The organism is Bradyrhizobium sp. 170 (genome assembly GCF_023101085.1).
In the GTDB taxonomy this organism is placed as follows: Bacteria; Pseudomonadota; Alphaproteobacteria; order Rhizobiales; family Xanthobacteraceae; genus Bradyrhizobium.
In genome coordinates, this window is the sequence record NZ_CP064703.1 from 3754405 (window position 1) to 3774166 (window position 19762).

15 protein-coding genes and 2 pseudogenes are annotated in these 19762 nt (G+C 59.4%); 7 read left to right on the forward strand and 10 right to left on the reverse strand.

Going from position 1 to position 19762, the window contains the following annotated elements:
• Nucleotides 1–7 precede the first annotated feature (7 nt).
• The 6 genes from IVB05_RS17260 to IVB05_RS17285 all read right to left on the reverse strand — a co-directional run bounded on the left by IVB05_RS17260 (nt 8) and on the right by IVB05_RS17285 (nt 6768).
• A complete protein-coding gene (locus IVB05_RS17260; RefSeq protein WP_247786754.1) occupies nt 8–1105 on the reverse strand; it encodes a sulfite oxidase in 1098 nt (365 codons plus the stop codon).
• 39 nt (nt 1106–1144) lie between these two features.
• The gene (locus IVB05_RS17265; RefSeq protein WP_247785735.1) at nt 1145–1528 is read right to left on the reverse strand and encodes a DUF202 domain-containing protein; all 384 of its coding nucleotides are present in this window, start codon (nt 1526–1528) and stop codon (nt 1145–1147) included.
• Between the two features lie 804 nt (nt 1529–2332).
• A complete protein-coding gene (hemA, locus tag IVB05_RS17270) occupies nt 2333–3595 on the reverse strand; it encodes a 5-aminolevulinate synthase (protein ID WP_247785743.1) in 1263 nt (420 codons plus the stop codon).
• 59 nt (nt 3596–3654) lie between these two features.
• Nucleotides 3655–4401, reverse strand: a complete 747-nt coding sequence (locus tag IVB05_RS17275; protein ID WP_247785745.1) for an aquaporin — start codon at nt 4399–4401, stop codon at nt 3655–3657.
• Between the two features lie 111 nt (nt 4402–4512).
• On the reverse strand, nt 4513–5991 hold the full coding sequence (locus IVB05_RS17280) for a catalase (RefSeq protein ID WP_276578769.1): 1479 nt from the start codon (nt 5989–5991) through the stop codon (nt 4513–4515).
• 117 nt (nt 5992–6108) lie between these two features.
• A complete protein-coding gene (locus IVB05_RS17285; RefSeq protein ID WP_247785748.1) occupies nt 6109–6768 on the reverse strand; it encodes an HD domain-containing protein in 660 nt (219 codons plus the stop codon).
• Nucleotides 6769–8910: 2142 nt separating this feature from the next.
• Between IVB05_RS17285 and IVB05_RS17290 the strand changes: the two genes are divergently transcribed.
• From IVB05_RS17290 to IVB05_RS17315, 6 genes are all read left to right on the forward strand, one after another.
• A complete protein-coding gene (locus IVB05_RS17290) occupies nt 8911–11637 on the forward strand; it encodes a PAS domain-containing protein (RefSeq protein ID WP_247785755.1) in 2727 nt (908 codons plus the stop codon).
• Entirely contained in the window at nt 11634–12293 is a 660-nt protein-coding gene (locus tag IVB05_RS17295) for a response regulator transcription factor (protein WP_247785756.1), read from the forward strand. Before IVB05_RS17290 ends, IVB05_RS17295 begins: the two co-directional genes overlap by 4 nt.
• 250 nt (nt 12294–12543) lie before the next feature.
• A complete protein-coding gene (locus IVB05_RS17300; protein ID WP_247786755.1) occupies nt 12544–13752 on the forward strand; it encodes a molybdopterin-dependent oxidoreductase in 1209 nt (402 codons plus the stop codon).
• Between the two features lie 13 nt (nt 13753–13765).
• The gene (locus IVB05_RS17305; RefSeq protein WP_247785758.1) at nt 13766–14098 is read left to right on the forward strand and encodes a cytochrome c; all 333 of its coding nucleotides are present in this window, start codon (nt 13766–13768) and stop codon (nt 14096–14098) included.
• Between the two features lie 167 nt (nt 14099–14265).
• Complete coding sequence (locus IVB05_RS17310; protein WP_247786756.1) at nt 14266–14649, forward strand: response regulator; 384 nt, start codon at nt 14266–14268, stop codon at nt 14647–14649.
• A 320-nt stretch (nt 14650–14969) separates the two neighbouring features.
• Nucleotides 14970–16340: an ATP-binding protein gene (locus IVB05_RS17315; protein ID WP_247785760.1), complete on the forward strand. Its 1371-nt coding sequence runs from the start codon at nt 14970–14972 to the stop codon at nt 16338–16340.
• A 233-nt stretch (nt 16341–16573) separates the two neighbouring features.
• On the opposite strand, the pseudogene IVB05_RS17320 reads toward IVB05_RS17315, so the two are convergent.
• The 3 genes and pseudogenes from IVB05_RS17320 to IVB05_RS17330 all read right to left on the reverse strand — a co-directional run.
• Nucleotides 16574–16849 (reverse strand): annotated as a pseudogene (locus IVB05_RS17320) (carboxymuconolactone decarboxylase family protein); the annotation flags it as partial.
• Between the two features lie 18 nt (nt 16850–16867).
• Entirely contained in the window at nt 16868–18013 is a 1146-nt protein-coding gene (locus IVB05_RS17325) for a TQO small subunit DoxD (RefSeq protein ID WP_247785762.1), read from the reverse strand.
• A 14-nt stretch (nt 18014–18027) separates the two neighbouring features.
• Entirely contained in the window at nt 18028–18825 is a 798-nt protein-coding gene (locus IVB05_RS17330; RefSeq protein WP_247785764.1) for a transcriptional initiation protein Tat, read from the reverse strand.
• A 195-nt stretch (nt 18826–19020) separates the two neighbouring features.
• Here IVB05_RS17330 and IVB05_RS17335 point away from each other — a divergent pair, with 195 nt between their 5' ends.
• Nucleotides 19021–19281, forward strand: a complete 261-nt coding sequence (locus tag IVB05_RS17335) for a hypothetical protein (RefSeq protein ID WP_247785766.1) — start codon at nt 19021–19023, stop codon at nt 19279–19281.
• Nucleotides 19282–19322: 41 nt separating this feature from the next.
• Here the strand turns inward: IVB05_RS17335 and IVB05_RS17340 are convergent.
• Nucleotides 19323–19590: pseudogene (locus IVB05_RS17340) on the reverse strand (transposase); the annotation flags it as partial.
• Nucleotides 19591–19762: the final 172 nt, after the last annotated feature.

Consider the following 19762-nt stretch of genomic DNA (forward strand, 5'->3'; position numbering starts at 1 on the left):
CTGCAGTTCAAAGAGTAGCTACAAAGACCTCGATCGGAAGCGGGTGATCAATCACATAGCTGCCGAAATTCGGATTATGACCGTCCGGCTGGGCACGTTGGTCTGCTCCCGTCGCGCGCGCCATCAGCGTATAGCGGCCCGGTTGTGCCGGAGTGATCCAATCGTACTTCCAGCGGCGCCATGCGTGCCGGTTTATCGGGTCGAGGAACTCGCCTTGAACCCATGACGCGCCGCCATCATCGCTGATCCAAATCTCGGTGACATCGGTGTCTCCCGCCCAGGCGGCACCGAAAACGGTGTAGGGACGATTGGGTTCGAGCGTCTCGTATACACGGGGGCGTGCGATCTGGGACTTCAGTTTCATCTCCGCGAGTGGCCGGCGAACCGGTACTCCAGCGGAATCGTCCCAATAGCCATAATCGGACGTCTGCCAGTAACCCTGGAACGGCTGTGTAGTCGCCACAATGTTGGTCAGCCACTTTACCGACGCCATGCCGTAATGTCCCGGCACTATGGCGCGCAGTGGATAGCCATGATCCGGCGTCAGGTCCCGCCCGTTCATCTGGTAGGCGATCAGCACATCGGGCTCCATCGCCCGCGCCCTTGGGATGCTGCGGGCATATGAGATCGGGCCCGGCGGCTTTGGCTCTTCCTTGGGTACGCCGCGATCAGCGCCTTCAAGCACTAGTTCGCAAACATCGTCCGCAAGTCCGGCGCGCTCTAAAAGCACGGAGAGTGGAACACCAGTCCATTCTGCATTGCCGACCGCACCGAGTTCCCATTGTGCGCCCGGCACCGGCGGCACCAGGAAAACCCGGCTATTGCCGGCGCATTCCAGCGTGGCGACACAGGTCCGCGATGGCATGGCGCGGATCTCCGCGTAGCTCAGTCTTAGCGCTTTGCGCACCGCACCGCCTATCGACAGTCGATAGGCAACAGGATCGAGCTCCGGCGTGGGGAAATGGCTGCGTATGTAGAACAACTCGGTCGGCGTGATGAAATCGCCAAGCTGATCGAACGGCATTTCGAGATTGTTCGGGTCTTTTTGCCGAATGATCAGGCCAACGGGGCGCATGCCTGTACCGGACCAATTGTCGTTTCTCATATCCACGGCGTTCTCCTATGGATTGCAAGTCGCGAAACGTCAAAGCTTCGCAAGATAGATGCAGAAAATCACCACGGCGACGGTCACAGCCGCCGAAAGTAGCGATTCCGCCCGGGTCCGCGGGATGTGTATGACCTCATCGCGATCGATTGCGCGGCGCGTGCGCTCAAACCCGGCGCCGCTCCGTGCGATAATGGCGATTCCAGTCACCACCAACGCCAGGCCGGCATAGCGCGCCGCGGCCGCGACCAACGGCTCGCCGCCTTCCACCGGAAGACGGGGTGAGCTCCCGCCGCCCGCCACCGCAACGAGGAAGTTCAGCTTGACGAGAAAGAATCCAAATGCGGCCACGGCCAAGCCGGTCCGTATCCAGGCAAGGAAGGTTCGCTCGTTCGCCGCGTGGTCGGTGTAGTTCGCGATCATTGCATCTCTCGTCTCTTTACAATCATGAGGCGCGGCGCCAGCCAAATCCATTAAAAAGGGATTTATTCTTCTCGGCGCTTCAAATCCCGTTTTATGTCAAAGCAAGCCTGGCACGTGGAAGTCAGCAAGATGATCAGGGCCTACCAAGCCTCCGAAGACGTCGGTGCGATCGTCGAATATTTTGTCACCTCAGCACTAGCGAGGCTCCGCGTGAGCTCACAAGCGAGCGGCTTGGCGGCTTCTATCGCGCGCTTGAAGAAGAATTTGATGGGACGATCGAGATTGTCTCTTATCTACGTGAGGAGGGTTCAACACAGGAAGGACACAACCATGAAACTCCCCGCAATCGCATTAGCCTCTGCGATCGCGCTCTCAGGTACGGCCGCCCTTGCAAACACAGTTCATCACAAGTCGGTCGCGAGGACCGATCGCGATGCTGTCGCACGGTGCAACTGCATCCGAACTGCGGCAATCCGAACGGCAATCCAGACGGGTCCGACGACGTTGAGCGGCACCGGCGACTCGCAGTTCGGCGGCTCGTCGCCCGGCACCAGCGGGTACAATTAAGAAAAGTCCCGCATTGCATGACTACCTATAAGCGGCCGTCCTGGGAAGGTGACTATCTTACAAAGGCGAAACTGCTTCGGCAGTTTCGCCGCGGTCATTCCGGTAATTTGCGACCGAGCAAGACACACGCTATCGCACGGATAGTTGGCTAGATCCGGAAATAGACGAACAAGGCATCGCACAGCGCGGCGCACTGCTCACCAAAAATGCAATGGGTCAAGTAAACAGCGAGGCTGGCTAGCCGCCAGCCGCGATCGTCTGCGTACGCTGCTCGATCGGCTGCTGATCTCCTCCGAGCGGAAGATCGAGCTCCTGCCATACCGCAATCAGGGCGTCAGCCAACCGTGCGATCAGCCGGGCGTCATGTGCCGGGGTGGGGGTAATCCGCAATCGCTCGGTGCCGCGGGGAACCGTCGGATAATTGATCGGCTGGATGTAGATGCCGTGCCGGTCAAGGAGGAGGTCACTCGCCTGCTTGCACAGGTCGGGATCCCCGACCATGACCGGAATGATGTGCGTCTCCGCCGCTAGCACCGGCAGGCCGGCTTTCCGTAGTGCCGCCTTGGTTGCTGCCACCGCGGCGCTCTGACCCGCACGCTCTGCATCCGATGCCTTGAGATGGGCGATCGAAGCTGTCGCAGCCGCAGCTACTGCGGGAGGCAAGGCCGTCGTGAAGATAAATCCAGGAGCATGGGATCGGACGGCGTCCACTACATCGCTCGTGCCGGCGATATAGCCGCCAAGCGCACCGAAGGCCTTGGCAAGCGTTCCCTCTATGACGTCGATGCGCTCCATCACTCCGTCCCGTTCGGCGATGCCGGCGCCGCGTGGCCCGTACATCCCAACAGCGTGCACCTCGTCGAGATAGGTCATCGCGTTATAACGTTCCGCAAGGTCGCAGATCGCTTCGAGTGGAGCGACGTCGCCATCCATCGAATAGACGCTCTCGAACACGATCAGCTTCGGGCGGCCGGGCGCTGCGCGGGACAGCAATTCCTCTAGGTGCTGAGTATCGTTATGGCGCCAGATCTGCTTGGCACAGCCGGCGGCACGCACGCCTTCAACGATGGAATTATGGTTGAGTGCATCGGACAAGATCAAGCAATCGGGAAGGAGCCTGGCGATCGTCGCGATACCCGTATGGTTGGACACGTAGCCCGACGTGAAGACGAGCGCCGCCTGCTTGCCATGCAGGTCCGCAAGCTCGGCCTCCAGCTGCACAAGCGCCCGATTGGTGCCCGAGATGTTGCGCGTGCCGCCCGCGCCCGTACCCATCGTGCGTGCGGCGGAACACATCGCTTCGATCACCTTGGGGTGTTGGCCCATGCCGAGATAATCGTTCGAGCACCAGACAACGACGTTCCGTTTGCCGCTCGGGCTGTTCCAAAGGGCGTGGGGGAACTGTCCCACTTTGCGCTCCAGGTCGGCGAAGACGCGATAGCGGCGCTCACGTTTCAGAGCAGCAATGGCAAATTGAAAACTCCCGTTATAGTCGAACATTCCTGAGATTTCCTTGTTGGTAGGTCGTCTGCTACGTTGGTGCGGCGAGCGAATGGGACTCATTCGGCGGGCGTCGCGGCGGCGCTGCCCGGCGCGGGCGCTGCCATCCGCTCTTGGGCGAGCCGGGCGAGGGCCGTGTGCAGAACGGCAGCGATGATGGCGCCAACGATCGGGGCTGTCAGGTACAACCAGGCGTCGCTGAAATTGCCTGTCGCGACCATCGGGCCAAGCGCTCGCGCCGGATTGAACGCGGCACCGGTGAGGGCCCCACCCATGATGATGTTGAGGGTCAGTGTCATCCCGATCGCAAGCGGCGCGAGGTTGCCGGCGCGGCCCGCAACTGCCGTGCTGAGCACGACCGTCACCAGGAAAAACGCGAGCACCGCCTCGATCATGAAGCCGGCCGCGGGAGTGATCGTGAGCGACGTGGCGCCGAGAGAGAGATTGTGCGCAAGTGCAGGCATCCCGAGGCCGGTCGCGGCGCCGCCCAGTACGGCCGACAAGAAGAGTGCGCCCGCGACGCCGCCAATGAGTTGGCTGGCGATATAGCCGATCGCCTCGCCGATACCCAAGGCGCCGGCGGCGAACACGCCGACGGTAACTGCGGGATTCATGTGCCCGCCCGAAATGGAGCCGTAAGCGAAAGCGAAGACCATGATGGTCAGGCCATGGGCGACGGCAATCGCGGCGATACCGGGCAGGCCGACACCGTCGCCGACCACGGCCGCGGCGCCGGCGCCAATAAATACGAGTGCGAAGGTGCCGATGAACTCCGCAAGGAGTTTGGGTGCGATCCGGTTGGACATCGTTCTCTCCAGAGATGAGATTGACGGCTCGACGCGATCAGGTTTCGCGGGGGAGCATTACGTTGGGTGAGGAGGGCCGGCGGCGCGGGTCAGCGCCGCCGGCCGGCGGGTCTACTCCGCGGCGATCGTCTGCGGCCTGAAATTGATGCCCAGCGCCTTGGCGACGCCCGCGCCGTAGGCCGGATCAGCCTTGGCGCAATTGGCAACATGCCGTTCCTTGATGTGTAAGCTCGCGTCGCCCATCGCCCGCGCCGTGTTCTCGAAGAGCACCTGCTGCTGCGCCGGCGTCATGTTCCGGAACAGGTTTCCCGGCTGTTCCCAATGATCGTCGTCGACGCGGTGGTCCCAGTGCGCCGCGTCGCCTTCGAGCGCGAGAGGCGGCTCGGCAAAATCCGGCTGGTTGTCCCAGAGTCCCGCGCTGTTGGGGTTGTAGGTGAGCGTTTTGCCCAGATTGCCGTCGGTCCGCATCTGGCCGTCGCGATGGTAGCTCTGGAACGGGCATTGGGGTGCGTTGACCGGAATGTGGTTGAAGTTGATGCCGAGCCGGTAGCGTTGTGTGTCACCGTAGGAGAACAGCCGCCCCTGGAGCATTTTGTCGGGCGAAAAACCGATGCCGGGCACGATGTTGGCGGGCGAGAACGCGGCCTGCTCCACTTCAGCGAAAAAGTTATCCGGGTAGCGATTGAGCTCCATCACGCCGACTTCGATCAGCGGATACTCCGCTTTCGGCCACACCTTGGTTACGTCGAAGGGATTGTGCCTGTGGGTCTTCGCCTGAGCCTCGGTCATCACCTGAATAAAAAGCGTCCAGCGCGGGAAGTCGCCCGCCTCGATCGCGTTAAGCAAGTCACGGCCATGGCTTTCGCGATCCGCGGCGACAAGAGTTGCGGCCTCGGCGTCGGTGAGGTTCCGGATGCCCTGCTGGGAGCGGAAATGAAACTTGATCCAGACGCGCTCATTGGCGGCATTGATCATCGCGAAGGTGTGGCTGCCGAACAGGTGCATGTGGCGAAAACTATTCGGGATGCCGCGATCGGACATGACGATCGTGACCTGGTGCAACGCCTCCGGCAGCAGCGACCAGAAATCCCAGTTGTTGTCCGCGCTGCGCAGCCCGGTGCGCGGGTCGCGCTTGATGGCATGGTTGAGGTCCGAGAACCGCAGCGGATCGCGGAAGAAGAACACCGGCGTGTTGTTGCCGACGATGTCCCAGTTACCCTCCTCGGTATAGAACTTGAGGGCGGTGCCGCGGATGTCGCGTTCCGCATCGGCGGCGCCGCGCTCACCGGCGACGGTCGAAAAGCGCGCGAACATCGGCGTCTGCTTGCCGATCTTCGAAAAAACCTTGGCCTTGGTGTAGCGAGTGATGTCGTGCGTGACAGTGAAGGTCCCGTGGGCGCCCCAACCCTTAGCGTGCATGCGCCGCTCCGGGATCACCTCGCGGTCGAAATGCGCCAGCTTCTCGATCAGCCAGATATCCTGCAGCAGCGCCGGGCCGCGCCGACCTGCGGTCATGATGTTGGTGTTGTCAGCAACCGGGGCTCCAGTCGCGTTCGTAAACTTGTTCGTGTTGCCTGGCTTGCTAGACATCATCAGTCCTCCGTTGTGTTGGATTCCATTGGATTAGGTCGCAGGTGCCGACATCGGCCCTGCTGTTCCGCCGAGGGCAGCTTCAGTGCTGTGTTTCTCGACTTGAGGTTAGCGGGCTCACCCCCGCCAGGCGGATCCTCGGATCACGCTGCAGAAATTGACGCGGGTGAAGTGCGGATCCTTGTCTGCGAGCACGTCGGCGTTGACGTTGCCGAAGGTCGTCTCCGGCTTGTGCTTGTTGCCGTCATAGAAGGCCTGGATGATGTCCTCCTTGAAATGTGGCGGACGCGGATGTGCATGCACCACCGCCTGGCGCTCCGCATCGCTGTATTGGGAATAAGCCAGCCCAAGGACATCCATTTCGACGCCCGCCGTCACCAGCGCGACGACCGGGTGCATGTGCTGCGGGATGCCGGGCGTCGTGTGCAAGGCGATTGCGGTCCAGACGGTTTCGATATCCTGTTGCGCGATGCCGTGGCTTCGGAGGAAGTCACGCGCGGCATTCGCGCTGTCGACTTCGAATCGCTCGATTTGGCTGCTGTGCTGACGGGTCAACCCCATGTCGTGGAACATCGCACCTGCATAAAGCAGTTCGGGATCAAATTTGAGCCGGCGACGCTTGCCCGCCAGCGCGCCCCAGTAGTAGACGCGGCTCGAATGGTGAAAGAGCAACGGCGATTCGGTATCCCGCACCAACTCCGTTATTTCGCGCGCAAGCTTGCTGTCGGGAATTGTGCTCCCGGCGAGACCGATATCGATGGTAAGATCGGTATTCATCGCACGTCTCCTGCCGATTGATCTCGAGGGCACTTTAACAGCCGCGGACAGGCAGTCTGAACGTTGCGGTTGTTGGTGACAGGCGTACCCGATGCATGGGCCAGGGGCGGTTGTTTGGATCTGGCGTTCATTGGGTTGCTCCGGTGGTGAGTGTTGGGCGTTTGACCACGGATTGCTCCTGTGTTGCGCGTCGTCGAAATCCCGGCAGGCGAGCGGTCCGCAGCGGCGTGACTTTTTGCTTTCGGAGCGTCATCTGTTGACGGAGTTGCTTTTGCGAGAAACCGGGTTGGAAATGAGAATGTATGCGTCCGCTTCGCAATGACTTTGCCTCTATTGCTGTGATGACACCGGATTTGCGCTAATCCGCAGATGGCGGAAGTCGTTCAGCGGGCCGCTGCCCTCTGCTTCAGCCTTGCCGACACATTGACCCAAGGCCCGACTAATTTGGCCGTGCAAGCCCGTTACGCGATCTGGCGAGGGTTATTCATGATGCTCTTGCATGATTTTCGAGAAGCAGAGCGGCGCTTTCGCGGTGATCGGCGTAGCAATCATGATCGCAGTAGGTGAGTTGCGTCCCGACTTCTCGCAGGCAGCTCCCGCTGATTGGCTCGCCGCATAGTGCACAGAAAGGTTGCCGGCAGGGCGTTCTGTCATTCACCATTACGAACCTCATGTCGCGCCTCCCAATGCGAAGCAGAACACGGTGTCGGATGAATGGGAGGTATTGGGCGGCGGGGCGCAGAGGTGATTTCTGCCATCGGGATTGTCCCTGTTCCGCTCTACCTTTTCAGGTGGCACGAAAATGTACTTTCCGTCTTCTCTGCGCTTTGCGTAGATCTTGCCGTCAACGTACTTGATTTCAGTCGGATAGCAGTCCGCCTCATTGCAACAGCTAACCGAAGGATTATCGGGCATGTGCCATTTCGAATAGAACTTCTCATGCAGAGGCAGATCCTGTGGCGGATGGCGGTGAATTCCGGCCTGGCTTTGTCCATCCTGGGCTTGGACCTCCATCGCTAGCAGGCAACAGATGCAGCTCCAGAAGAGGAGTTTGCGTAGGAGAATCATTGTGCAACCTCCTCGCTTCGAAATTCTGAACTTCGGGACATTGGCGCGTGGCGTTCATTGCACCCATTGCCAGACTGCGGCATGAAATCCACGTAACCATCTGTGGTCGTGCTCTTGACGGGCCTTGAAGCGGCCAACGCACTTTTTTGAGCAGAGGGCGGTTCGCCAGGAGTAGTGGCGGATGAGACCGAACTTTCCGTCACAGACGGCGCAACGCTTGGCGGCGACGTTCGAAGGACATTGAGGGCTGTTGCGCATTCTTGCCTCCTCTCGGTCTTGCGTGGGTAGTGGTTGGTGCTCACCTCTTGTCCGCCGTCGCACTTCGCGCACGCGTAAAGCTCGCCTTCGGGATCGTAGTGGCGTGCCAAATCTCGCGGCGAATAGGGACAACGTGCGCAGAGCTTGACTCTCATGTATCGCCTCCCAAGCGGAAGCAGCGGACCGCTTCGCCGTCGCACGCGTGGTTAGCCGGCGGGGCACGTACATGAGTCCGCCCGCATGGCTTATTGCGGCTGCGCTCAATCGTTTTGGCCGGGATCGTGGACATTTTGTCACCTGCAATCGGCTCTTGCGATTAGCAGCGAGACTAGGAGGGTTGAGACCGATCGCTCAATCGTACGTAGGGTAAGCATCCGATATCGAAAGGGATCGAGCGGTTATACTGTTGTTTGCAATGGTCGCCGGATCTAGCCGCGATCGCATCGCCGGAATGAACCCAACAGATGTCGCTGCGATGAATGGCGTGGGACCGGTCCTCCGGGACCCGTTTGTGGCCCCGCCGGGGCAGGTAAAAATTGCTGAGTTTGTTCCAAAGTGCTCTAATCGTCTTCGGCGGGAACCGGGACGCTCTGCGATGACCCGTGACCAGACGACGAATTTCTGGAATTCAGCCGCGCCGTTCTTCCCCGGCCGTATTGCGCTGGCACAGGGGACTTTTGTATTCCGTTGGCTTCGCATCGATCTGCCTCGACGGGTTCCGCCCGGTCGATCGCAGTTCAAGGGGAGACGCCTCTCGGCTTCCGCCATCCTGCAGCTGTTTGCAGTTTCCTCACCTTAATCGGGATGAGCAAGGAGATGATTAAACCTGATCTCCATCAAGGGTGGAAGAAGCCGCATTGGATCGCTTACGCTATGGCGGTCTTGTCAGTCCTCGCAGCGATCATCATTGCGGAACTCATGAGCCGCCTGCTGCATGCCGAGCCCAGTGCATTGTTGATGCTGCTTTGCGCCATTATTCTCGTCGCATGGCTTGGCGGCCTTGGACCGGCGCTGTTGGCGGTCGCACTCGCGCTTTTGGCTTTCCACTATTACTTGGTGCCGCCGATCAATACCTTTGCCTGGAAGCATAATGTGTTTGCTGTGGCGGCTCCGCAATTGCCTCGCCTAGTTCTGTTTGGCGTTGCGCTGCTCTTTATTGCGTTCGTGATTTCGGCGCAGAGAAAAGCAACCGAAAATCTCCGGCGTGCCAGCGATGAGCTACAGGCTGCGATTGAAGATCAAAAGCGGACTGAGACGGCGCTGCTACGTAGCGAGATGTATTTGACCGAAGCGCAGAGATTGAGCCGTACCGGAAGCTTCGGATGGAATGTAGCCAGCGGGGAAATAATCTGGTCAGAGCAAACATTCCGGATATTTCAATGCGATCGGGCGACAAAACCGACGCTGCAGTTTGTTTTCCAGCGCACCCATCCGGACGATCGCGCTGCGGTGCAAGACATCGTCCAGCAGGCGTCGAGCAAGGGAAGCGATTTCGACCATGAGTATCGGTTGGCGATGCCTGATGGCTCGGTAAAATACGTCCATGCTGTAGCTCGTGCCGAGAGAGATGCGTCGGGGAGCTTCAAGTTTGTTGGGGCGATAACGGATGTGACGGCCGCAAAGGAAGCGGAGCGGAAGCTGCGGCGAAGTGAAACCTATCTGGCCGAAACCCAGCGCTTGAGTCACACAAGCAGTTGGGCGTGGGATGTGCGCCGTCGAGAGTTCGTGTATCGGTCGCTCGAGGCTTACCCCCTGTTCGATCTCGATTCGGATGGTGACACCGTATCAACCCAGCCCTTTGAGGAGCGTGTTTTTCCCGAGGACAGGCGGCGGATTATTGAACTGGTGCCGCGGGCCATTCGAGACAAGACGGACTTCGAAGTTGACTTTCGTGTAGCGCTTTCGGATGGCTCGACAAAGCGCATACATTCCGTCGGACACCCTGTCGTGAACAGCGACGGTGACGTGGTCGAATTCATCGGTACGCACGTAGATGTCACCGAGCAATGCGAGGCAAAGGAGAAACTGCAAAGGGCTTTTGACGAAATAAAGAAATCCGAAGATCGTCTTCGACTGGTCATCGATACAATCCCGACGCTGGTCTGGCGCGCCGGACCGGAAGGAGTCCCGGACTTTCTTAATGAACCGGCCCTCTACTATACCGGCCTGTCACTGGACCAGGCCGAAACTGGCTGGCCTCGCGCTTTTCATCCTGACGACAAGAAGGGCATGTTGCAAAAGTGGACCGCAATACGAGAGACCGGTACGCGAGGCGGGCTAGAAGCTCGGCTCCGGCGCTTCGATGGCGAGTATCGCTGGTTTTTGTTCGAAGCTGAGCCACTGCGCGACGAGGCGGGCAACATTGTCAAATGGTATGGCTCAGCTACCGATATCGAGGACCTCAAGCAGACTGAGGTTGCGCTCCGCGAGAGCCAACAGCGTTTTCGCGATTATGCCGAAACGGCCTCCGACTGGCTCTGGGAAACCGGGCCTGACCACCGGGTCACGCGCATATCGGAGCACGTCAGTGCTATTGGTATCGTGCCTTCACACATAACGGGCTTGGCTCGCTGGGATATTGCGGCCGATGTCGACTCGGAGCCCGAAAAATGGCGGCAGCATCGAGCGATGCACGACGCACATCAACCATTCCGTGATTTCGTATATCGCGCCGTAAGCGCAAGTGGATCTCCCGTCTATGTCCGGTCAAGCGGCAAGCCATTTTTTGACGCAAGCGGCAATTTCCTGGGCTATCGGGGCACCGGTACGGATATTACGGCGACGATCCGAGCAGATCACGCCGAGGAGGCGCTCCGTAGCGCGCAGGCGGAACTCGCACATGTAACCCGCGTGACGACGCTGGGCGAACTGACGACGTCCATTGCTCACGAAGTGAACCAGCCGCTCGCCGCCGTCATCGCTAACGCCGAAGCCTGCCTGCGCTGGCTGGATCACGAAACGCCCAATCTGGCCGGCGCGCGCCGCTCGGCGGAATGGGTTATTGACGACGGCAACCGCGCAAGCGAGGTGATTCGGCGTGTTCGGGCGCTCGCGAAAAAGACTGACATTGAGAAGGTGTCGCTCGACCTCAATAGTGTCGTCAAGGAGGTCATCACGCTGGTGCAGCGTGAGCTGAGCAACCACAGCGTATCATTGCGCAAGGAGTTGGCGCCGACGCTACCCATGATCCTTGGCGATAGGGTCCAGCTGCAGCAGGTAATTATCAACCTGATGATGAACGGCATTGAGGCAATGGAGCCGGTCAGGGATCGGCCGCGCGAGCTTGTGATCCGATCGGGCCAGGACGAGACACGCCGAGTGTTCGTAAGTGTAACGGATTGCGGCGTCGGGATCTCCGCCGAAAATGCAAGCCGACTCTTCAACGCCTTCTTCACCACCAAGTCCAGCGGCCTGGGTATGGGACTCTCGATCTGTCGTTCGATCGTGGAAGCTCACGGGGGACGGCTGTCCGCCTGTTGCAATGAGGGGCCGGGTGCAACCTTTCAATTCGTTCTGCCCTTGCATCAGGAGGATGCGTTGTGACCGAGCGTCCAAAATCATCGCGTGGATCCGCTAGCGCCAAGGAGTCGATCGTCCTTGTTATCGACGACGACGCATCGGTGCGCAGGGCGCTGACCAATCTCTTTGAATCGATAGGCTTGAAGGTTGAGGTGTTCGCTTCGGCGGCCGAAATGCTGGACAGCAAGCTTCCGGACGTCGCCAGCTGCCTGGTCCTTGACATTAGGTTGCCCGGATTGAGCGGATTGGACTTTCAAACCGAACTAGCCAAGGCGAACATCCACATTCCGATCATCTTTATGACCGGTCATGGCGACATTCCGATGTCCGTCCGGGCCATGAAGGGTGGAGCGGTCGATTTCCTGACCAAGCCGTTTCGGGACCAAGACATGCTGGACGCGGTGGTGACGGCGATCGAACGGGATCGGAAACGGCGCGAGGCCGACAAGATCGTGGCGGATTTGCAAGCACTTCTTGAGACCCTGACTCCCCGCGAGCGAGAGGTTCTGGCGTGGGTATCGTCCGGACGCCTGAACAAACAGATAGCAGCCGAACTCGGACTGGCCGAGATTACCGTGAAGATCCATCGGGGACGCATCATGAAGAAGATGGGAGCGAGGTCACTGGCCGATTTGCTGCGAAAGGCCGAAACGCTCGGGGTTGGTCGCATCAAGCCCTAGGCCGTTTATTGGAGCCATCGGGCGAGACAACTTGGCGAAGCGAGCGCGTCCGCAACGAGCCCCCATGGCTAAACAGAAGTATAGGGTAGCCCAAACCATTACGACGTTCGAAGCAATCTTTGTAGGTCAAGCCGTTCGCGCCTGACCAAGCTAGCCTCGCATGGGTGCTGAGCCGGTGATGGCCCGTGCTAGTGCGGCCAAGCGGACAGTCGGGGAGGCTTGAATGGCGGAGAACGGTGCTTTTCGTAACATGGTGACGCGGCGGCGACTTCTTGCCGTGGCAGGGGCAGCAGGGGCGGCTCTCTCAAAGCCGGCATGGGCGCAAAGAATGGTTGATCTTCCGCTGCCGGGTGGTCCCGGAGCGCGCGATATCACGACCGCCTTTCCGCAGAAGGGACCGATGATCCTGCAGCGGACCCGTCCGCCGCTTCTGGAAACCCCGTTTGAGGTTTTCGACAAAGGCGTCTTCACCGCCAACGATCAGTTTTACGTACGCTGGCACTGGGCGCTCATTCCGACCGACATTGACATTGACAAGTTCAGACTGTCCGTGCGCGGCCATGTGAACAAGACATTGTCGCTGTCGCTGAATGATATCCTTCACGGATTGCCGAGCGTTCAGTTGTCCGCGGTGAACCAATGTTCCGGCAACTCGCGAGGCTTTTTCCAGCCTCGCGTGCCCGGCGGGGAATGGGCGAATGGCGCCATGGGTAATGCGCTCTGGACCGGGGTCCGCCTCAAGGACGTGCTGGACAAGGCCGGCGTGAAGCCCGGCGCTGTGCAGGTGCGATTCAAAGGACTGGATGAGCCCGTGGTGGCAGATGCGCCGCATTTCATGAAGTCGCTGGACATCGACCACGCGCGCGACGGCGAGGTGATGATCGCCTACGCCATGAACGCCGAGCAACTCCCCCTGGTGAACGGATTTCCCCTGCGGCTGGTCGTGCCGGGCTGGTATGCGACCTATTGGGTCAAGATGCTGAACGATATCGAGGTGCTGGAGCAACCGGATACCAATTACTGGACAAAAATTGCCTACACGATTCCCGACACGCCGCATGCGAGCATCAAGCCGGGCGAAACAGGCGTGAAGATGATTCCGATCAACCGTATGGTGCCGAGATCCTTCGTCACGAATATTGCGTCCGGCAGTAAGGTAAACGCTGGTGCACCCTCTTTGTTGCGCGGCATTGCTTTCGGGGGCGATTGCGGCGTGGCAAGCGTCGATTTCTCGATCGACCGCGGCCAAAGCTGGCGTCAGGCGCAACTGGGGAAGGACGAAGGCAAGTATGGATTTCGGCAGTGGCAGACGCACATAACACTGCCAACCCCCGGTGAATACAGCGTGCTGATCCGCTGCACCAATAGCAACGGTGTCGCGCAACCAGACACGCCAAATTGGAATCCGGCCGGCTTCATGCGCAACGTCATCGAATCCACCGATATCATGGCAGTTTGACGGAGTGTTCACGATGTTTCGCAACTTGCTGCCGCTGGCCGTTCTCTTGAGCATCGCGTCGACACCTTTCGTCGCGCGCGCCGTTACACCAGTCGAGCTGAAATCGGTGAAGATCGACCTGCCGGACAGCGACAAGATGTTCCCTGACGGTCCCGGTTCGGATGCGATAAATAACAATTGTCTCGCCTGCCACTCGGCTGACATGGTGCTGAATCAACCGTCATTGTCCAAGCAGGCCTGGGCCACGGAAGTTAACAAGATGATCAATAACTACAAGGCGCCGGTGGCCCCGGAAGATGTTGGGACAATCGTTGAATATTTGACTACGCTCGAGGGCGCGAAATAGACCAGGCCCCACCGTGTAACAGGCAAACGGGTTCGTGTTTGCGCATCAAGTCCTTGGTGTGTAAACCTAAGTATGACTTCACAAACCTGATTGACGGCCCACTTTTGGCGGAGGCGGTGCTAATGCGAGCGCCCCTTGCTCCCGCCTCAGGAAGTCCTGCCTTGTCCATGCTTTCGGTAATCTCGGTCGTTGATGACGACGTATCCGTCCGCACCGCGACCGACAATCTTCTAAGTTCGCACGGATACCGGGTCTATACATTTGCGTCGGCTGAGGAGTTCTTGCAGTCGAGCTGCCTGAACGACTCGTCTTGTGTCATTGCGGACGTCCAGATGCCGGCTATGGGCGGCTTGGACCTTCTGATGCACATGCGCGCCCAAGGTTACAATGCACCATTCATCTTTATCACGGCTTTTCCGGAAGAGAACGTCCGCACGCAAGCCCTGAGGGCCGGAGCCATTTCCTTCCTGGCCAAGCCGTTCGCGGGATCCGTCTTGATCAACAGCATCGAAATTGCCCTAAGTGAACGTCGAGGCGACGCGGGCAAATGAGATCCTGAGCCCTGCCTGAGTTCGAACGCTTCCGCTGGCCTTGTCGACGTCAGCAGGGCATCAGGAGGGTGTCGTCCTGATAGCAAACAAAGGTATAGGGCGACCCAAACCTACACGACTTTACAAACAACCACCGTAGGATCGAACCGCCCGACTTGAGCGGACTAGGCTTGCATTTGCAGCTGGACCAGGGCTGCCGCAGGGTAGGCGAAAGCGGCAAGGCGAAGGGGGTGTTGACGAAGTCATTGCTCCCTTATTCCAGGCCTTCCAAGCACATCCCAGGGTCGGCAGAAAACTGGAGCTCACGGGGTAAACTTTCTATGCAACTGTCCGAGTTCATGCGCTCGACAACGCTGTGGTGGACGGCAGTGGTGGCCATGACGTTTGCGGCCTTTCTCGTCGCGCTGCTCGGCTTCGTCTACTGGAAAACAAGGGATGACCTGACGATGCGATCCGATCGTGTGATCGCCTCGCAAATCGACTTCTTCGCGCGCTTGTCGCCGGAGCGCAGGCTCAACGCGATAGATGACTATCTCAAGCAGGATCCGGGCCGCCTTAGGCTCGGGGGGGTGTTTGGGCCAGATGACCGCAGGATCGCGGGCAATCTGGAACACCTGCCGCCAAATCTTATGGCCGACAACGCGGTACAGGAAGCTGTGATCGACCGAGCCGACGAAAGCGGGAAGAAAGGACAGGCTGTCCGCCTGATCGCACGAAGGGTGCCAAACGGCGACATGCTTGTGATCGGACGAAACGTCGACGATGTCGCGGAGATCGCGCACGTCGTCGGAGGAGCGCTCGCGCTTGGTCTGCTTTCGGCGGTACTTCTCTGCTTTGCGGTCGGCGTAGCGTTGAACGCTCGCGCCCGCAGGCGAATCGTTGAAGTCAACGAGCGGGTACAGCGCATTGTCGCCGGCAATTTGCGTGAACGACTCCCGCATCGGAACACCGACGATCCGTTCTCCAAATTTGCCATGATAGTAAATGGTATGCTCGACGAGATGGAAACTCTCATCCACGCCCTTGCGGGCCTCGGCAATGACATCGCGCATGACCTGCGCACGCCACTTACGCGTGCACAATTGACGCTCGAGCGCGGTCGCGCCAACGCCACCACATTGGAGCAACTGCAGACGGCCGCAGACAAAACGCTAGGCTCACTAGATCAGTCGCTTTCAATCATTACCGCCATTCTGCGGCTTGCGGAAATCGAGAGAAGTCAGCGGTCGGCCGGCTTCGGCAAGGTCGCGTTGGCGGAAATCACACGCGAAGTGGTCGACATGTACGAGCCGATAGCGGAAGACAAAGGTGTCGCCCTTCTGATCCAGTCAGCTGATGAACTAAGCGCTCATGGTGACCGGGACTTGCTTATCGAGGCGGTGGCCAATCTCGTCGACAACGCCATAAAGTTTACGCCCGCCGGTGGGCAGGTTGAGATCGAATTATTTCGCAGCAAAGGCGAGAATATCGTGCGCGTGAGGGATACCGGTCTCGGCATCACCGAACACGAGCGTGACGCGGTCCTAAGGCGTTTCTACCGGTCGGATAGAGTAAACCACACGTCAGGCCTGGGTCTCGGCCTTAACCTGGTGGCCGCCATTGTAAAGTTGCACGGCTTCCGATTCACGATCCTTCCGGGGTCTGGGTGCGTGGTCGAAATTGCATGTCCGCATGCGTCGACCCTTTCGTGAACAACGGGAGCTGGTTCCGACAGACGTGCCCAAGTTCCGGCGCCCGTCCGGCGGTCGATGCAAACTTCAGCATGCGCGCGAAGCTTCGCAGCCCTCCCAGAATGGGGACGAGCCAATGGCCGCGGAGGATCATGGCGCAGCGGCGACCTGCTCATGGGCGTCCAGCTGGAATAGACGAGGGCTGCACCGGCATTGACGGTGGTCGCAACACCGAGCACCTCAGCGATCTCTACCCGCGAAGCGCGGTGACGCGCCGCCGCTTCGGCGTGCACGGCGATACAGCCGTCGTACCGGACGGTGACGGCGACCGCGAGCGAGATCAGTTCACGGGTCTTCGGCCCGAGCAGATTTGTGTTTTGGCCAGCGGCGGTCAGGGCTTGATAGCCCTTGATCGTGTCGGGGTTAAGCTTGGTATTTCGCCACATTGAGCTGCTGACATTCAAGCATGGCCATGTGACTGCTCCTGATTTCGATTTGGCAAGTGGCCTGTTCCAAAGTGAATGCAACATGCCTCGCTTTCTTTCGCTCTATTCCGTTCTGATCCTGACGTTGAATACGTTGCCGTTGACGGTGCGCAACTGCAACGTCGCGGCGCGAGAGAGGTTGCCAGTGTCCGAAACGCTCGCGGCGGGTAGCGTGATCGTCGCCATGGCACCCATCTGCGCGCGAAGCCCGAACGGACCCGATGCAAAGCGATTGTAGGAGAACTCGTTGGCGATTGCCGAAGCCGGCAGGTGGCTCAACGCGGTTCCGTCCCATTGCTCGAGCACAGAGCCATCAATGGACTTCAGGACTGCAGTCATCACATTGGAAGGCGCTGCCGGCGTGCCGCCATCGAGATAGGCGTGGAAGCGCACGGCGCCGTTCGGGAGCAGGACACCGTCCGTTAGACTAAGGTGATGCTTGCTCGGACTAACCGGTCCACCATGAAACGGAGTGACCACCGAGCCGCGAAGGTAATCGTAGGTGGCAACACTGAAAATGACAGTCGCAGCAAGCGCCGCGACCGCGACTCTCTGGAACGGCTCACTCCGCATCGGAAGCGGCAAGGCTCCAGACATCCACCGAAACCACGGCCGGCCAGCGAGCGCAGGCCTGCGTGCCAGCAGCGCGTTGTCGAGCGAGAAGGCGCCGCTGCCGCCAAGCATCAAGGTGGCGCCGATCGCCGAATTGCAAGCCGCCATTGTCCATTCGTCTATGCAGGTTGCACCCTGCCATCCGAACATCAGCATCAGCATCACGGAGAGGCCGATTGAGACTAAAGCCGCGGCCCGGGTGAGCAGGCCGGTGATCAGGAGCAGTCCAGTGATGAGCTCGGCCGCGCTGAACAGAATGAGCGAAGAATAGAGAAAATAGAAATGATGTAGCAGATAGGCGATGAGCTGATCCGTTCCGAGCAAGGCGCCCGGCATCGCCGATTGGAGTTTGTTGGCCATCCAACTCGCGGCGTTCGGATCGAGTTTGGCGGGCGCGTAGATGAAGCGACGCGAGCCGCCGCCCCAATAGATGAATCCTTGAATGAAGCGGATCGAAAGCAGAGCGAGCGCAGCGCTGCGCAGCGCGTCTGTCCTGCCGCGTAGGGCAGCGGCTGGATGGGAGGCGGCAGCCGTACCGTCTTTGACCTGGGCGAGGGCAGCCGATGCAAAATTAATACGGCGAAGAAAAGATGTCATGACCTAACCCGGTGCTATTTTGCGTAGTGAAAGCCGACCTGCTGCAACTCGGGCAGGGTGCCGGCGGCACCGGGGATCAAAACCACGTCATCCACCAGATGGTTGGTCAATTCCGCCGCAAGCGCGGCATGAGAGAGCTTGTCGGGATTGATATCGACTTTGATAAGGGCCGCAGCCTGTTCCCAAATTGCATTGTGGCAGGACAAGAAGACAACGCCGCGCCGCATCAGGGCCGGGATCGAATTATCGTCGCCGGAGAACGGGCCCGCCGGATCCTCATAGTTCGCCGGATTGGCAGCCACCGCTTTCCGTTCGACGATGGATGTATTGGTCTGGAATTCCTCGCCAGCCAGTTGTGTGAGCTGATACTTGTCCCACGTGGCCTGATCATAGAGCGCAAGATTCGCCGTACCATGCGTAACCGAGACGGTGAGGAAGTCAGGATGCTTGAACGACCATATCTGCGAATTGAGCGCGTTGCGCATCAGGTTCAGCCAGGGGCCCGCGATGTCGGTGTTATCCCATGCCTGCCTTGGCGCAGGACCGTAGGACAGCACTTCCATCAATGCTTCGTGATCCCATTGTTCTGAGCTGTTCAGGATCATCGGCACCGTCTTGAAGTCGCGGCGGCGAGGTGCCTGCGCGAGACGCTTCTTTAAAGCGCCAAGACGTGTTGCACCGAGCGGCGTCAATGCGGATTCGATGGCCGCTGTTGCAGGCTTGGCCGCGGCCGATGCAAGGCCGACCGCGCCTGTAGCCAGGCTCAAAGCGAATGTTTTCAGTATGCCTCTTCTTCCGGTGGTGACCTTCACGGACGTCTAACTCCTGCTTGTTTCTCTGCAGGCAGATAGACGTCGGGCTAACTCGGGGCCATTAAATAATTTGAATGAGATCAACGCGGGAACGCCCGCACCGACGCGTCTTTCTCAAATGAAATTTACTGGCGTAACGGCAATCGCGCTCCGATGTAGCCTTACACCCCAACACACTCTCCAAGGGAGACCAAGATGAAATTAGCATTGATCGGCGCCGCCGCTGTTGCCGCGGCAGCTTCCGCAACTCCGGTACTGGCGCAGGCTGTTATCGAAGACCCCGGCTATTGCGCGCAGTTCTACCCCAACGCCAATTGTCAAAATCTGGGACCGGGTAATCCGTACACCGATGGTGGTTCCAGGCGGAACGGGAAGACTATGGTGTTACGCCACGCGACGCAGCCGACCGAGCCCGAGGCGTACCGTTATCATGGCGGACCGAAGTACAACGATTGACGACATGGCTCAGTGCGCCATGTGGGCGAGAATGGCTTACTCATCTGCACCGTCGCGTTATGGCCGGCGGCCAGTGCTTCCACGATCTGGTCCCAGACGCCAGCCCGCCCAACGAACGAAGCGATTGTGACAAGTGGTGCGGGACCATATGTCTCTGGCAGATCGCGCCATGGCGCATCTGAACGCAGGACCCAAAAGATGCCATTGAGCACGCGACGGACACTTGCACGCCGAACGCCGCGCGACTTGTTCGGCAGCATCGGCTTGATGGCGGTTCCATTCATAATCGCTGAGTTCGTAGCGCATGATTTGAGGCTCCGGTTTCGGAGCCTTACGTCTCGGACAGCGCCGTCAACCCGCAATGGCCTATGGCGTTGCCGCTAATGCTCTGAATTTACTTCCGCTTTCGGCGGCATAGCGGACCTGGCCGGACTTGCTACAGGCTCGACCGGTCGCGAATGGACCCAAGCGGACTCTCATC

Excerpts from the sequence above, each read along its gene's own strand:
- hemA (WP_247785743.1), bottom strand. The coding sequence starts at position 3,595 with ATGTTCGACTATAACGGGAGTTTTCAATTTGCCATTGCTGCTCTGAAA.
- IVB05_RS17275 (WP_247785745.1), bottom strand. The coding sequence starts at position 4,401 with ATGTCCAACCGGATCGCACCCAAACTCCTTGCGGAGTTCATCGGCACC.
- IVB05_RS17300 (WP_247786755.1), top strand. The coding sequence starts at position 12,544 with ATGGTGACGCGGCGGCGACTTCTTGCCGTGGCAGGGGCAGCAGGGGCG.
- IVB05_RS17260 (WP_247786754.1), bottom strand. The coding sequence starts at position 1,105 with ATGAGAAACGACAATTGGTCCGGTACAGGCATGCGCCCCGTTGGCCTG.
- IVB05_RS17305 (WP_247785758.1), top strand. The coding sequence starts at position 13,766 with ATGTTTCGCAACTTGCTGCCGCTGGCCGTTCTCTTGAGCATCGCGTCG.
- IVB05_RS17280 (WP_276578769.1), bottom strand. The coding sequence starts at position 5,991 with ATGTCTAGCAAGCCAGGCAACACGAACAAGTTTACGAACGCGACTGGA.
- IVB05_RS17335 (WP_247785766.1), top strand. The coding sequence starts at position 19,021 with ATGAAATTAGCATTGATCGGCGCCGCCGCTGTTGCCGCGGCAGCTTCC.
- IVB05_RS17310 (WP_247786756.1), top strand. The coding sequence starts at position 14,266 with ATGCTTTCGGTAATCTCGGTCGTTGATGACGACGTATCCGTCCGCACC.
- IVB05_RS17290 (WP_247785755.1), top strand. The coding sequence starts at position 8,911 with ATGATTAAACCTGATCTCCATCAAGGGTGGAAGAAGCCGCATTGGATC.
- IVB05_RS17285 (WP_247785748.1), bottom strand. The coding sequence starts at position 6,768 with ATGAATACCGATCTTACCATCGATATCGGTCTCGCCGGGAGCACAATT.
- IVB05_RS17265 (WP_247785735.1), bottom strand. The coding sequence starts at position 1,528 with ATGATCGCGAACTACACCGACCACGCGGCGAACGAGCGAACCTTCCTT.
- IVB05_RS17315 (WP_247785760.1), top strand. The coding sequence starts at position 14,970 with ATGCAACTGTCCGAGTTCATGCGCTCGACAACGCTGTGGTGGACGGCA.
- IVB05_RS17325 (WP_247785762.1), bottom strand. The coding sequence starts at position 18,013 with ATGACATCTTTTCTTCGCCGTATTAATTTTGCATCGGCTGCCCTCGCC.